Source organism: Paenibacillus sp. FSL H7-689, assembly GCF_000517905.1.
GTDB lineage: Bacteria > Bacillota > Bacilli > Paenibacillales > Paenibacillaceae > Paenibacillus > Paenibacillus amylolyticus.
On sequence record NZ_ASPU01000010.1, the window covers coordinates 83,670 to 97,951 of the forward strand.

Consider the following 14,282-nt stretch of genomic DNA (forward strand, 5'->3'; position numbering starts at 1 on the left):
CGTTGCTCCCTTCAGCGAATCCCATACTTCGCTGGCTATTGAAAACATGAACGGAATTGGACAGCCACACCTTATCCACTCCTCATCTGCCTGCATACCGGATATTGGGTACCGGTGGTGTGCTCATGCCTTCTCCCAGATAAAAACCGGTGTGTGGCGGTTGATTGTAGGCTACATTTTGCCAAGCGACACCAAGACGGTACACCGGATCATGCATCAGCGTATAGATGCGTTTGTCCGTAACTGCTGTTGTGGTATAGATCCGCAGTGCTGAACTGTCATTCGTCCGCCACACGACTTCCTCTCTCCAGTCCCCGAACAGATCGGCCTGCAAATTCGGCGTAGACTTGGTTCCGTTATTGGAAGATACGCCGGAAGCGGTGAGCAGGTTCATCGTTGTGCTGTTAGCATAGTTCCACTTATCGATTCGGTTGCTGTCCAGCAGTTCACGGAGCAGATCCCCATCCCACCAGATGCCAAAATTCGTGGAGGAAGGTAGGGTTGTCCCTAGTTTCTGCCCTTTGGCTGTGTACAGACTGCCGTCTGCCCATACTTCAGCGCCTTTATATCTTGGATCGATATCTGCCGCCATGCCACGTCCAATATCCTTTGTTGTTTTGACTCCCCAGATTAACTGGCCTGTACCTGCATCACGGAATTCCACTCCGGCATTGGATGGCGTCTCATGAACCTGAAATACCTCAAGTCCAGGGCGGTCCGGGTCGAGGTCACTCAAATGCATGGCATCGCCATGATGAAGTCCTGTTGTATACAATCCTTTGCCGTTATCATCCACTGCCATGGCACCATAAACGATCTCGTCTTTCCCATCTCCGTCTACGTCCGCCACACTCAGATTATGATTGCCCTGCCCGGCATAACCCGAGTTACCGGAGGTATTGGAATCAAATGTCCATTGTTTGGTCAGCTGTCCATTCCGCCAGTTATAAGCCACGAGCACTGTGCGGGTGTAGTACCCACGCGCCATGACCAGACTTGGGCGCTCTCCATCCAGATAAGCAACGGCGGCAAGGAATCGGTCCACCCGATTGCCGTAGTTATCTCCCCAACTGGATACATTGCCACGAGCCGGTTCGTAGTTCACCGTGGAGAGCGCTTTGCCAGTCTGTCCATTGAAAACCGTCAGGAATTCGGGACCAGACAACACATAACCGCTAGAATTACGGTAATCCTTGCTTGCATCCCCGATGACCACGCCAGTGCCATCCTTGGTGCCATCGGCTGTTTTCATCGCAACTTCGGCTTTGCCATCACCGTCGAGATCGTACACCATGAACTGGGTGTAGTGAGCACCCGCTCGGATATTTTTGCCCAGACTAATCCGCCAGAGGCGTGTTCCGTTTAATTTGTAGGCATCGATAAACACTTCCCCGGTATAACCACTCTGGGAGTTATCCTTGGAGTTGGAAGGGTCCCACTTCACGATCAATTCATACTCACCATCACCATCCAGGTCACCTGCACTGGCATCGTTGGCACTGTAGGTGTAGGCTACTCCATCGGGCGTTGTCCCACCTGCAGGTACACTGAGCGGTACAGATAGATAGTTATTGCCCCATACGCTTGCAGCCGCTGAAGCAGCTTGCTCCGTTCCACTGACGACAGCGCGAACCGTATATTTGGAACTGCTCGTCCCGCTTGCATCCTGAAGGTTGGTGCTGTTTGTTATGGGCGATGCGTTCACCTTGGTTCCATCCCGATATACGTTAAACGATACATTCGATCCTTCCGTTCCCAGAAGCCGCCAACTGATAAACACACCTGTCCCGGTCTTCACAGCCACCACACCGCGATCCAGATATTCCATCTGCCTTGGACCCGCTGCATGTGTTACCGACGTGTTGCCAAGGCCAAGCGAAGTAATCAGTAACGCGGAACTCAACAACGATACTCCTACTGTACGTAATGTGCGCTTCCACAATGATGATCGATTCCCCATAAACAATTGCCTCCCCAATTGGTTTGGTAAGCCCGATGCCCTTGTAGCGCCATCTTTTATGTAAGCGCTTTAATATATTCATTTTAAATTAAACATATAATTCCATCTATAGGTCTAATTTAGTAATTGAATGGTTGGCATATGAAAAATGCCAAAGGATTTCTCCTTCGGTTAGCCGTTGCCCATTCTTCGAATTGCTTCAGTCGACTGGAGTCGCAATCAACTGACTCACGGATATGGGACGATTCCCATGTTCGCATAAAAAGCCTAAAAAAGCTGTAAAACCATGTGTTTCTCCATGATTTTACAGCTTATAGACCACTTTTTAGATGTAATATTCCACGTTTACTTCACCGTATTACAACTTTTATACCAGAGGAGCAATACATACCGGACGAGGCAGTTCCAGCTTGAACCCGTTATGCGTCAGACGTCCGTCTTCTTCACTGATCTGGAAACCTACGAGGTTATTGCTGTCCTGATTCGCCACGACCAGAATCCCGCCTGGCAAAATATTAAAGTTACGTGGTGTCTGCCCAATCGTGGACGTCCACTCTACAGCTTCCAACTCACCGCTCTCCTGGTCAATATGATAAAGTACGATGCTGTCATCTCCCCGATTGGATGCATACAGGAAACGTCCACATGGAGATACACGGATGTCTGCAGCCGTACCCTCTCCTTTATGCCCTTCTGGAAGTGTGGAAATGTGCTGTACCGTAGTGAACTCCCCTCTGCGCTCATCGTACAGGAATGCCGTAACCGTGTTGTCCAATTCGTTGATTACATATGCCCACTTCGAGTTGGGATGGAACACAAGATGCCTTGGCCCTGCGCCCGGTGGCTGATCCATCTCACGATGGGTAACCAGACGTCCCTCTTCCAAGCGATACACAATGATCTGATCCAGACCGAGGTCACATACGACAGCATACTGCCCGGACGGATCGGGTTGAATGGAGTGTGCATGCGGCCCTTCCTGGCGTTCTTCGTTGATTCCACTTCCCGTGTGCTCCACCCATGCACTCATCTCACCAAGCGTCCCCTGATCGCCAACCGGGTATACATTTACACTGCCGCTGCTATAGTTGGATGAGAACACCCACTGACCATCCTTGGAGACAGACACATAACATGGAGAAGCCCCTCTGGTCTGTTTTCGATCCATCAGGTGCAGCTCACTCGTTGCCGCATCTCTCCGATAGACCAACACCTCTCCCTCGTCCGTTTCACTCGCCACATACAGACAGTTTCCATCCGGGCTTAGCGCCAGATAAGACGGATTATCCACACCATCCATGTGATTGACGATTCGCATCTCTCCTGTATCCGCATTCAACGCACATAGGAATATTCCGGGTTCATCCGCTGAAGCATACGTACCTGTATAGAAAAGCGTTTCCTGTGTTTTGACTGGTTCCATATCTAAATCTCTCCCTTTTCCTGTATATTCACTGTTCTGATTCTTCCCACTGGTATGTACTTACCCAATTCACGGGCAACTGCTTCACTTCCTGTAACGTGGCTTTCTAAATCGAGAACACCTCCGGTGAGCGCTCTCATATCTGTCATTGACTCCCTTATCGCCTCTCACCATAATACAAAGTATGAGACCTAACAACAGACCACCCCTACAGCGTAAATCTGACGGATTTCGTATGCAAAAACTCATTGTGCTTCCGGACTCCCTGCTGCAAGAAACCGCAGCTTATCCGGTCACGTCCGGATTATATGTTACCGATATCGGTTACTTTCACGAAGCAGAGCATCATTACCGTGACCGTCCCAATGGTTGTGAATCACACATTCTGATGTACTGTGTCCAAGGCACAGGCTGGTATACGATGGATGGCAGCAAGACATATGATGTCAGCCCGGGAAACCTCGTTATATTACCTGCACATGTCCCTCATGTGTACGGAGCCAACGCAGCTGAACCATGGAGCATCTTCTGGATTCATCTGCGCGGGGAACACGCTTTATCCTACATAGAACCCTTGTTAACTCATCATATTACTACCATGCCACCGGCCAAGGCTCAAAAATGGCTTGAGCTGTTCCATGAATGTTACGGCGCACTTGAGACGGGTTACTCCATGCAGACGATGACGTATGCCTCCCAGATTATTGGCTATATGCTGGGCATGCTCGCTTATGGACCGGAGACGACAGGAACAGATGGTGGGATCGTGAGCAGCAAACGTGCGGCCGAACAATCCGTCCAATATATGTTGGAGCACCTGGAGAATGGAATCACCCTCAAGGAACTGGCGGCTCACGCGCGGTTGTCTGTCCCTCATTACTCTCAGTTATTCAAGCAAGCTACGGGGCATTCGCCCATCGATTATTTCCTGCGGCTGAAGATTCAGCATTCCTGCCGCTATCTGGATTTTACCGATTGGACCGTGAAGCAGATTAGTTCGGAGCTTGGGTTCAAGGACCCGTACTATTTCTCCCGTCTGTTCAGCAAAATGATGGGACGTTCACCCACGGATTATCGAAATAAATCCAAAGGTTAAAGGCAGTGCCTTCACTTAGCCCTATCTGAATGATTATGAATTCAGTTGGAAAATTGCAGCAACCTTTTGAACAGAAGGGTCGTCTATAGGGGCAAATAACTTTTATATAAAGGGATCATCCCTGGAAAAGTGAGGCGAACCTATCATGAAAAAAAATATACTTGCTACATTAACTGCGGGAGCTCTGCTCACGCTGTCTCTAAGTGCAGGCCCGATCAACGCTGCGCAGGCCCAATTCACGGATATTCAAGGTATCGCAGGAGCAGACAAAATCGAATCTCTCCATAAAGATGGATTCATCAAAGGCGTGAGTGACAGCTTGTTCAAACCTGAACTGGAGTTAAATACCGCTCAGGGCATTCAACTGATTGCGGACGGACTAAATCTGAATCTGGACACGATTCGTTTTATCAAACAGCCGCTGCCAAGTGACCACTTCTCTCATGTAAAAGATGGCGTATGGTACAGTGATGCATTTATCCGTGCGCAATATAATGGCATTCAGATGTCACAAGATATCGATCCGTCCAAACCGCTTACTCGTGAACAATTCACACTGTTCCTGATGCAAGGCATCGAGGCCAAAGGCGGTCTGCCGATGATTAATATCAAACCTGTGGACATTACCGACGAACAGGAACTTACGCCAGAGTATCAAGGTGCCATTCAGCGTTCACTCGTTCTCAAAATCAATGAACTGGATGCCGCCGGAAACTTCAATCCCAAACAAACGATTACTCGCGCCGAAGCAGCAGTGATGATGTATAACGCAATCGAGTACATGGAATCGTTCCATGCACCACAAATCCCGGAAACACCTGAGAAGTAATATTCCTTGGTGGAAGCAGTATGCCAAACAGCCGCACCTTCCCTCAACAGGAAAGTGCGGCCGTTTGTGTTATACCTATATCACTGATGCAATCATCAGATTTAACTTTCTAACTTAGAAAGAACCTTTAACAACTACCTCAGACAACGGTAAACGTCCTGACGGGCGAGCTGGCTGTGCAGCTTTACCTACTGTAATCAACAACGTTGGCACAAATCGTGCAGGAATGTTGAATGTTTCCATCAGTTTTTGTGGATTATATCCACCGATTGGACATGTATCGTAACCCAGGGAGCGTGCAGCAATCATAATATTTTGGGAAGCAAAAGATGCATTGCGGATCGCTTCATCGCGAGCGATTTGCGGGCTTTGGTAAGCACCGTTGATCTGTCCAACCAATGCGTCACGAACCTCAGCAGTCAGTGCGCCTGCTTCAACAGCTTGATCGTAGATTACGGTGTTACGGTTTGCTTCCAAATCTCCAAGAACAGCAATCGTAACCGAACTTTCCACGATCTGACTTTGACCGTAAGCAACTGGCAGCAATTTCGCTTTGTCTGCTTCGGATTCAATCACAAGGAATCTCCAGTGTTGCAGGTTCCATGAAGATGGTGCTTCCGCAGCTGCTGTCAGAATCGCATTGAGATCAGCTTCAGGCAATTCAAAACCTTTTTCGTACTTTTTGACAGCATGGCGTTCGCTAATAACGCGAAGTGTTTCATTTTTTTCAATGCCTGACATGTGTTCCACTCCCCAGAATCTAGTTTGTTTATACTTCTTTTACTTTCGCAAGGTGATCTCGAAGTTTACTCTACCAGGGATTTTCCTTCCGAAAATAACATCAGCGCAGACGATCTCTCCTCATCTGTGTTCAGGTTATGCCCGGAATCGCTTGAGAACATCAATGGATCTTTCACCGGAGCATACGCCCATGCCGTAACTTGTCCACCATGCCTGACTAAACCAAGACCCTATTCATGGAGGACCATTCGTTGTGGACTCCGTCAGGACTTCTCCTTTGCAGATAATCCCTTCAGCGATAAGTTTAACGTTTCCCCATGACCTATGCGTTCTTTCACATCCTGAATGGATATACGATCAAAATAAGCGCTGAGCGCCTCTTCGCCACCATTATAAATGTTCCCCATCACATCCTGCATATTGGAAGATACCACGCATGATGAACCGGACTCCCCTGAGCACCAGTTGGGACCGAGTGAACCACCAGCTACCAGTCTGTACAATTCTCCCAGCTTGATCTCTTCACTTGGACGGCTAAGCAAGTACCCACCATGAGCACCTTCCTTGGTCGTCAGGTAACCATGCTTGCGCAGAACACTAAGTACCTTACGGACTCTGGCCGGGTGTGTACCCACACTCTGGGACAAATCTTCACTATTGGCCATACACTCATCTCTCATCGACAGAAAAACAAGACAATGCACCGCTATGGTAAATTCACTGTTCATAACTTACTCCTTCCCGGCTTACAACACCGATGAACTCCAACTCAAGGTAAGTATAACTGTCATTATATGAATAACAGTTATGTTTGTCAACTTTCACCCAGCATGGAGATCAAACGTGATTTTTCCTGTTATACCAATACTTACAGCTCATCAACATAATTAAGCTAGGATGAACATCCCGTCTTCATTTTAATCCAAAAAGAACAAAAAAGTGAGCCTTCCGCTACGCGAAGGGCTCCAATAAGATAGACATATGAAAGGGCTTACGTGATTATTATAATCGGTATTCCCCAATTTGAAAACGCTTTTTTTGTAAAGTGCATCATTATTTTAAATTTTTTTTATTTGAATAAATTAAACAACAGGTATTGCTAAAACTAATCCCATTAGTTATTATACTAATACCATTAGTTTTAAGGAGGGTTTAACGATGCGTATTACCCGAGAATTTGATGTCGTTCAAGTTACGTTTTTCCCAAGACTCTTCCCTGTGAACGTATACCTGGTTGAAGAGGAAGATGGTTTAACCCTGATTGATGCCGGAATACCGGTCAGTCTTAAGGGGATTTTGGCAACTGCCCAGTCCCTTGGAAAACCCATTACCAAGATCATTCTGACTCACGCGCATAGCGACCATATTGGTGCGTTGGATCGTCTCACAGAGGCACTGCCCCAAGCCGAGGTCTTCATCTCCAGACGAGATGCACGTCTATTGACGGGTGATACTTCCCTTCTTCCCGGTGAGCCTCAAACCCCGGTACGCGGCGGCGTGCCTAAGCCCAAAGCGGTGCGCACCCAGCCAAACCACTTGCTGAATGACGGTGACCAGATTGGTTCACTGGTCGCCATTGCCTCACCAGGACATACGCCGGGGCATATGTCCTTCATGGATACGCGCAGCCGCGTTCTCATCGCTGGCGACGCGTACCAGCTGCAAGGCGGCCTTGCCGTATCCGGCCGCGTGCGCCCGCTCTTCCCGTTCCCCGCGCTGGCGACGTGGAACCGCGAAGCGGCTCTGGCCAGCGCGAAGCGCCTGGCGGAGCTGGAACCGTCCGTGCTGGCTGTAGGCCACGGACGGATGCTGCGCCAGCCCGCGGGCGCCATGCGCGCGGCAACCGCTGATGCACAGCAGCGGTTCAGTCTTGCTGGGGGGCAGCTATGAGCCCCCGGCAAGGGCTGGATCGCGGCGCTCTGCTCAGCGCCGCCACCCAGCTTGCTGACAGCGACGGCTTTCAGGCGCTGACACTGGCCGCGTTGGCACAGCGGCTGGATGTGCGCTCGCCGTCGCTCTACAACCACATCAGCGGACTTCCCGGGCTTCGCCAGGAAATGGCGCTGATGTCCGTGCAACAGCTTAGCCGCGCATTAACCGCGGCTATCGCTGACCGAACTGGCGATGATGCCATTCAGGCCATCGCTGCGGCATACATTGGCTTCGTTCGCGAGCACCCCGGGCTCTACGAAGCCTCATTTCATGCCCCGGACCGCGAGGAGCCACAGCTCGCCGCGGCCAGCACAGCCACGCTGGAGTTGCTGCTGCACAGCTTGCAGCCCTACCCGCTCACCGAAGCGGAAGCATTGCACGCCGTTCGTGGTTTGCGCAGCCTCTGCCATGGATTTGCCTCCATTGAGGCACAGGGCGGCTTCGGCATGGACTTTGATCCGGACGAAAGTCTGCGTCTGACCGTATCCGCCTTCCTGCACGGACTCCGGCATCTTCACCAGGACTAGTTAAGCCACGCATTGCATCATGAAAAAGGACTGCAGAGGATCTGCAGTCCTTTTTCATTGCCGTGTACTGGGTACATCCCATAGATAGATTTTGACAGTAATAATGTTATAGTTGCGCCAATGACTTTTAACACATTAACATCCACTTTGAATTCATCTTTCATCCGCTTGTGTTCTTTATAATTTCTTTCTTTACAATTTCATTTAATACAGAGAAAAGTGGCGCCTCGGTTGCACGATGCCATGATCGGTGCCCTCTGACCAAAATCTAACGAACCGAGGACACTCTATAGCGGCAATTAGAGCGAATAACAACAACTAACGAACTCCACACGTCCTATTTCGCAGAAAACTGGCTGCGGGACAGGAATAATGAGTATATTCCGTCATTTAACGTGTCTGTGATTCGTTACATTTACCAACGTACCAAATTAGGACATATAAGATGTGCTGAGTTCGTTAGAACGTGCTACGTACGGTGCTTCAAATCACATTGCCATAGCGGCACACATCCAGACACACATTGTGTTATGGAGCTAAATACGGAGCGTTCATGCTCCAAATTGCGTTGATCATGCGGATGCGGATACATGGCTAGATAAGGATCTTACCTTGCTCGTAATGCACATGGTAGTACATGTTTTATTACTATTCATGCATAGATCACGCTATAGTTCAGTGCACACATTGGGGCGATACTCGATAAGGATCTTACTCTGATCATAATGCACATAGTAGTACATGTTTTATTACTATTCATGTATAGATCACGCTATAGTTCAGTACACACATTGGGGCGATTCTAGATACGAAGCTTACCTTGCTCGTAATGCACATGGTAGTACATGCTTTATTAGTATTCATGTATAGATCACGCTACAGTTCAGTACACACATTGGGGCGATTCTAGATACGGAGCTTACCCTGGTCGTGATGCACACTTTAGTACTTATTTTAATACGTGTCCTAATACGAATCATTTAATAGATCTCACTACATGTACGCCGCAGCGGGACAATTTTTGTTTTGGATCTAGCTACAACTCCCATTGTTCAGGGCGGTAAGAGTCTGAAACATATTCGATCTACCCAGTCCCAGTCCCATTTCACCTGGCCATCTGATCCTTACTTGATCCGCCCTGTCTCTCAACCGCACTTTTGCCTTTCACATCTACGCACTTCTCTAATATGTACATCTCCCGTTCCTCTCGCAAGGTGGAATGGACTTTGGCTTCCCTTTTTCCATCGAAACGGTTCTCGATAATCTATCTATGGCCATTGCTGCCGTCCATCCTGCACTTCATTCAAAATATGCTTCATCACGGGCACGTACACTTTCCAGTAGAACATGTCCGGAATATCTTTTTGATCTGGCGTAAGCTTGGACCGGACGACCTCCCATCCACGGATTCGGCGCCAGAAGGAATAATGCTTCATCTCTCCAAAGGACCCTGCCATGTAATACGACCGATTATAGTCGTCGTACCGGACCAGTGCAGCAAATTCCGCAGGAATTCCTGCATCCACCAGCTTCTGCTCACCTGTCTCCGTCAGATCCGTCTTATACCAGGCCAGTATGGAGTTCTTCTCTTGCGGCACAATGATATCGAACCAGCCACTATAATGTATATCCTGGGTTATGCCGCTCCAATCACTGCCTTCCGGTGTAAATGCAATCTGTATATTGCCTGTCTTCACATCCGGACCTTTCGCCAGTACCATGACCTGTCCATCCATATGGATCAGCAGCATACCCGCTCCGTGATAAGACCATTTCTTCTTCTCTTGTTGCTCATAGTTCGTCCGAATCCAACGGGGTACTTCTTCTATACTTTGCAGATTAGATACCGATTTCCCTTGCCATCCACTGCTGTCCACACCCAAGATGGGGTATAGTTGCTCTCTTGTCATCTTGGAAGCCGTATTTGCCAATGCACTGTATTCGGCAACAATCGTTACCCCTTTATACGCAGCCTCGCGGATTTTCTGCACATCATATATCGTTAATCCTTCATAGATTCCGCCTTGTTTCCCTTCACTCTTGTGTGCAGACAGACTACTCCGATTCGCCGTCAGATAGATCAGATCCGTATCTGTCACCTCATCAGGCAGCAGTTGCTTCATCCGTGGAAGCCCGTTCTGAAGATCATAACCGTAATAATCCTCTTCATACGAGTAGTATTCCCCTGTGTGCTGTACAATCTTCTGTTGATTCAGAAGCCAAACCAACCCCTTGTGCCCCTGATAGGACAAGTCCGGTCTGCTCTTGTCAATAATCATGATGTTCAGTGAAACCGGGGCCTGGGATTGCCACATAATCCATGGGACAACCAGCACCACCGATACCACTGTAAAACAAGCCAACGTCCACATCGTGGCTGGCCTGTAACTTTTTTTCATGAAGCGTATTCCTCCTTGCTCTGTTCCAAGGTATTGTCAGGATCGATCGTTAGATTACCCTAATCCATGTCTGCTGTCCTTTTCCTCTGCCTTCCGCAATCCCATAGCCTGCAACATGCCATATATACGGGATATGTTATTCAGCGGTCTGAACCAGAACGTCTCCGTACATGCATACAACAGCAGACGTGTCACCTCTCGGGACGTATATACCTTGCGTGAACACCATATTTCGAACATCACCACACTTGCGGACAACAAGGAACCATAGAGGGTCAGTAGCAGAACGAGAATGATGCATAGGTTAATATCCACCCACTGTAGCCCTATGCCTGCAATGAACAGCACGATCGCTCCCAGTTCCAACACAGGCCCCAACAATTCGATCAAAATAAAATACGGGATGGATACCATCCCCATCCAGCCATAGGCCGGATTGAAGATCATGCTCCGCTGAGTCCATAGACTGCTTGCAAGCTGCATGTGCCAACCGATACGCTGTCTGCACAGCTGATGCCATGTACCGGGTACTTCTACCCTGCAGATCGGATCGGGAATATATATAATACGGCCACGTTCCCGAATCTGCTTCATATGTTTCTGTAACCGCATCACCAGTTCCATGTGAGCGACCTGGTCATCGCGCTTGTAACCTCCAACTTCCAACACCCGGTTCTTTTTGAATATACCGAATACTTCAGACGTAAATAAAAGCACATTAATATTATAACGAACAAGGCCCACACCGCTAATCAGAAAAGCACGCACGTATTCAATGGTCTGCATTACAAACAACGTACTGCCCGTCCTTCTTGCGCCGTTGTCGGTTAAATCCGTTTGATTCGTATTTCTGGAGGCCATGAGATCTACTCGTCCACTACAAGCAACGACCTCTTCTCCTGGGAGAGCATCCATAACGGGCTTCATAATCTTCACCAATGCATCCCGTTCCAGAACTGTCCTGGGTCCAACAGAGGCGATATAAGGATATTGCGAGATATTCAGACCGGCATTCAGGGAGTCCATTCGTCCCCCATAAGCCTTGTCGATCACAACCAGACGATGATGTAATCTGGATTGGTAGACACATTTAATCTGAGCCGTCTCCTGACCGAGTCCCGAATAATGAACTTTACTCCGAATGGGCATCAGATCATAGGTTTCTTTTAGACGCCGCATGGTCTCATCCTCTGATCCATCATTAATGATAATAACCTCATAACGTGCATACTGAATATCCAACAGACAGCTGATTCGCTGTACGATCGTATCCTCGCTATTCCGCACCGGAACAAGCAGGGATACCGCAGGAGCCAGTTCTTCATCCAACATCTCATGATATTGCAGCGGGTCCAGATCCCTCTGGCGGATCAATGTGCGAGCGGCAGCAACGACCAGAACACTACACGTCACAATCGCTAACACCAGATAGATAAATATCCCCTCGTAACATGCCAAAACAAAACTCCGCAGCATCTCAATCCATCTTTCGTCCATACTGCATCCTTTCCAGCGTTTCCTCCGCTATCTGCCTTGCATATTTATCCGGATGGTTTACAGCCGTATCCCGGAGCTCTTCAAGTCCCTGCTCGTACCGGGCAAGAGAGTTCGCCGCTTCCTGTCGGATCTGAAAAGAAGGATCACCCATCATTACCTTCAGTCTAGGAATAAAAGCATCCGCATGAACAGTACCCATAAGCTGGGTCACTGTTAGTCTTTCAAAGCGTTGCCTCTCCTCACCAGATTCGTTCCATACCAGCAATAGCCCCTTCAGCAAATCTTCACGACCTCTGCTCACTTGAGCCAATGCCTGATACGCATGGGTACGGAGCAATGCATCCTCTCCAAGAATGAGCTTCTCCAGTAGGACAACAGCACCCTCCGTCTGATCATCTCGAATACGAATGGCATGGACGATATTAGACTGGACCTGGTAAGGTACATCCTTGAAATGATCCTTTAGACGAGTCCAGGATGAATCGGTAAGCAACAGCAGAATCTGCAGATACTGTGAATCGGACCATACATATTGCTCACGCATCAATTCCTTCACGATTCTGAAATAACCGGTTCTGGCATATATGCGCAATATGATGAAGCGTTCAAGCGGCGTACAGGAAGTAACCCGCAGCATATCCTCTAACCTGGGCAGAAGCTCTATCATATGAAACTGTTCAATATATAACAACGTGTTGACCCGTTCACTCCACTTTCCCGTCTTCAGAACCGACCGGTATGAACTTCCAAAGACTTGCCAGGATAACAGACGAATTCGCAGAGTCTCGTGCTCTTCCGGACCTTGAGCAAGCCGTTGCAATAACAGCTGCTGCAAAACACTCTGTTGATCTCCACTCATGTTCAGTAAGTCAGCTTTCACTTCTCCTTGGCCCAGATACTGCTGTAACACTGAATCTTCGGAAAGTAATTCCTGCATCAGTACCGTCTTAACCTTTTCCCTGTGCCTACTGCTATATTTCATCCATAAGATGTAACCGTAGATAACCAGCAAAAAAGCTAGTACACTTGCACATATGAGGCTGACCACATGTACTAACCAATCTGTATTGCCTACAAGCCACCCTCTATGATGTGAGCCGATAAGCTTGATATACATCCATTGTTGTCCAATCATTGCATGATTTCCCCTTAATCGAATAAACAGCCTTACAACGGGCACAATAATACAAAATTTTCAAATACACCCTGTGAATACATATCGGGTATATGATACACTAAGCTTTCTATCGGCTTTCTGCGTTTGTGATATAATAGGAACTGAAAATTCCGGCAATTCGTATTGGGTTCCGGATCTCCGGATAACATATTATTCCAGAAAGAGGGAGTTCTACGTGGCTCAAATCAGTCCGTACTACCTGCAAATCGGAGCAACCGTGGGCATGCTTGTCATGGCACTGCTTGCCATCTTCATCCGCATGAAAGCCAGTCACAGACCGGTGACCATTCGTAAAATCCTTATTCCTCCGCTCGGCATGAGCACAGGATTTCTCATGTTTGTTGTACCGGCAACACATGTTCCTCTACTCTGGGCATTCTTTGCGTTTTTGGTGGGCTGGTTCCTCTTCTCCTATCCCCTCATTCGCAGTACACGGTTTGAACGAGTAGGTGAAGAAATTTTTGCCACACGTTCTCGCAGCTTTGCTTTTATCTTGCTTGGATTGCTGGCCGTACGCCTGATCCTGCATGAAGTCATTCAGCGATATGTAAGTATTCCGCAAACAGGCGGATTGTTCTTCCTGCTGGCTTTTGGCATGATTGTACGCTGGCGTGTATATATGTACAAACACTACAAAGAAGTGCTGGTCGCCGAACACTAGTCGCCCTACATAGACCACGCACAGATTTACAGATAAAAAA

At 48.3% G+C, this 14,282-nt stretch carries 12 protein-coding genes; 5 read left to right on the forward strand and 7 right to left on the reverse strand.

The genetic code is table 11. The annotated features are described in order from the left end of the window. Nucleotides 1-82: 82 nt before the first annotated feature. On the reverse strand, nt 83-1,960 hold the full coding sequence (locus C170_RS06315; RefSeq protein WP_051447036.1) for a rhamnogalacturonan lyase: 1,878 nt from the start codon (nt 1,958-1,960) through the stop codon (nt 83-85). Between the two features lie 367 nt (nt 1,961-2,327). Further along, nucleotides 2,328-3,383 carry a lactonase family protein gene (locus tag C170_RS06320; RefSeq protein WP_036607459.1) on the reverse strand — a complete coding sequence of 352 codons (1,056 nt, stop codon included), beginning with the start codon at nt 3,381-3,383 and terminating at the stop codon, nt 2,328-2,330. Between the two features lie 235 nt (nt 3,384-3,618). Here C170_RS06320 and C170_RS06325 point away from each other — a divergent pair, with 235 nt between their 5' ends. Together C170_RS06325 and C170_RS06330 are read left to right on the forward strand one after the other, a co-directional pair. Further along, entirely contained in the window at nt 3,619-4,479 is an 861-nt protein-coding gene (locus tag C170_RS06325; protein WP_051447037.1) for an AraC family transcriptional regulator, read from the forward strand. A 145-nt stretch (nt 4,480-4,624) separates the two neighbouring features. Next, on the forward strand, nt 4,625-5,308 hold the full coding sequence (locus tag C170_RS06330; RefSeq protein WP_036607465.1) for an S-layer homology domain-containing protein: 684 nt from the start codon (nt 4,625-4,627) through the stop codon (nt 5,306-5,308). A 114-nt stretch (nt 5,309-5,422) separates the two neighbouring features. On the opposite strand, the gene C170_RS06335 is transcribed toward C170_RS06330, so the two are convergent. Together C170_RS06335 and C170_RS06340 are read right to left on the reverse strand one after the other, a co-directional pair. Next, nucleotides 5,423-6,049 carry a nitroreductase family protein gene (locus C170_RS06335; RefSeq protein WP_036607468.1) on the reverse strand — a complete coding sequence of 209 codons (627 nt, stop codon included), beginning with the start codon at nt 6,047-6,049 and terminating at the stop codon, nt 5,423-5,425. 263 nt (nt 6,050-6,312) lie between these two features. After that, on the reverse strand, nt 6,313-6,777 hold the full coding sequence (locus tag C170_RS06340; RefSeq protein WP_047840338.1) for an RrF2 family transcriptional regulator: 465 nt from the start codon (nt 6,775-6,777) through the stop codon (nt 6,313-6,315). 430 nt (nt 6,778-7,207) lie between these two features. On the opposite strand from C170_RS06340, the gene C170_RS06345 reads away from it, so the two are divergent. Both C170_RS06345 and C170_RS06350 read left to right on the forward strand, forming a co-directional pair. After that, nucleotides 7,208-7,939 (forward strand): MBL fold metallo-hydrolase, encoded by a 732-nt coding sequence (locus tag C170_RS06345; RefSeq protein WP_036607473.1) that lies wholly within the window; start codon nt 7,208-7,210, stop codon nt 7,937-7,939. Next, nucleotides 7,936-8,508 (forward strand): TetR/AcrR family transcriptional regulator, encoded by a 573-nt coding sequence (locus C170_RS06350; RefSeq protein ID WP_036607476.1) that lies wholly within the window; start codon nt 7,936-7,938, stop codon nt 8,506-8,508. Before C170_RS06345 ends, C170_RS06350 begins: the two co-directional genes overlap by 4 nt. A 1,268-nt stretch (nt 8,509-9,776) precedes the next feature. Here the strand turns inward: C170_RS06350 and C170_RS06355 are convergent. From C170_RS06355 to C170_RS06365, 3 genes are read right to left on the reverse strand one after another with little or no spacing between them, the layout of a single operon-like run. After that, complete coding sequence (locus tag C170_RS06355; protein WP_036607479.1) at nt 9,777-10,907, reverse strand: hypothetical protein; 1,131 nt, start codon at nt 10,905-10,907, stop codon at nt 9,777-9,779. A 54-nt stretch (nt 10,908-10,961) separates the two neighbouring features. Next, complete coding sequence (locus C170_RS06360; protein WP_051447038.1) at nt 10,962-12,404, reverse strand: glycosyltransferase family 2 protein; 1,443 nt, start codon at nt 12,402-12,404, stop codon at nt 10,962-10,964. Next, nucleotides 12,385-13,539, reverse strand: a complete 1,155-nt coding sequence (locus C170_RS06365) for a HEAT repeat domain-containing protein (protein ID WP_036607482.1) — start codon at nt 13,537-13,539, stop codon at nt 12,385-12,387. Before C170_RS06365 ends, C170_RS06360 begins: the two co-directional genes overlap by 20 nt. A gap of 217 nt (nt 13,540-13,756) precedes the next feature. Here C170_RS06365 and C170_RS06370 point away from each other — a divergent pair, with 217 nt between their 5' ends. After that, entirely contained in the window at nt 13,757-14,242 is a 486-nt protein-coding gene (locus tag C170_RS06370; RefSeq protein WP_036607484.1) for a CcdC family protein, read from the forward strand. Nucleotides 14,243-14,282: the final 40 nt, after the last annotated feature.

What these genes read in the sequence shown, in the direction of transcription:
- C170_RS06325 (WP_051447037.1), top strand. Translation starts at nt 3,619, where the DNA reads ATGCAAAAACTCATTGTGCTTCCGGACTCCCTGCTGCAAGAAACCGCA.
- C170_RS06355 (WP_036607479.1), bottom strand. Translation starts at nt 10,907, where the DNA reads ATGAAAAAAAGTTACAGGCCAGCCACGATGTGGACGTTGGCTTGTTTT.
- C170_RS06340 (WP_047840338.1), bottom strand. Translation starts at nt 6,777, where the DNA reads ATGAACAGTGAATTTACCATAGCGGTGCATTGTCTTGTTTTTCTGTCG.
- C170_RS06345 (WP_036607473.1), top strand. Translation starts at nt 7,208, where the DNA reads ATGCGTATTACCCGAGAATTTGATGTCGTTCAAGTTACGTTTTTCCCA.
- C170_RS06365 (WP_036607482.1), bottom strand. Translation starts at nt 13,539, where the DNA reads ATGATTGGACAACAATGGATGTATATCAAGCTTATCGGCTCACATCAT.
- C170_RS06315 (WP_051447036.1), bottom strand. Translation starts at nt 1,960, where the DNA reads ATGGGGAATCGATCATCATTGTGGAAGCGCACATTACGTACAGTAGGA.
- C170_RS06335 (WP_036607468.1), bottom strand. Translation starts at nt 6,049, where the DNA reads ATGTCAGGCATTGAAAAAAATGAAACACTTCGCGTTATTAGCGAACGC.
- C170_RS06360 (WP_051447038.1), bottom strand. Translation starts at nt 12,404, where the DNA reads ATGGACGAAAGATGGATTGAGATGCTGCGGAGTTTTGTTTTGGCATGT.
- C170_RS06330 (WP_036607465.1), top strand. Translation starts at nt 4,625, where the DNA reads ATGAAAAAAAATATACTTGCTACATTAACTGCGGGAGCTCTGCTCACG.
- C170_RS06320 (WP_036607459.1), bottom strand. Translation starts at nt 3,383, where the DNA reads ATGGAACCAGTCAAAACACAGGAAACGCTTTTCTATACAGGTACGTAT.
- C170_RS06350 (WP_036607476.1), top strand. Translation starts at nt 7,936, where the DNA reads ATGAGCCCCCGGCAAGGGCTGGATCGCGGCGCTCTGCTCAGCGCCGCC.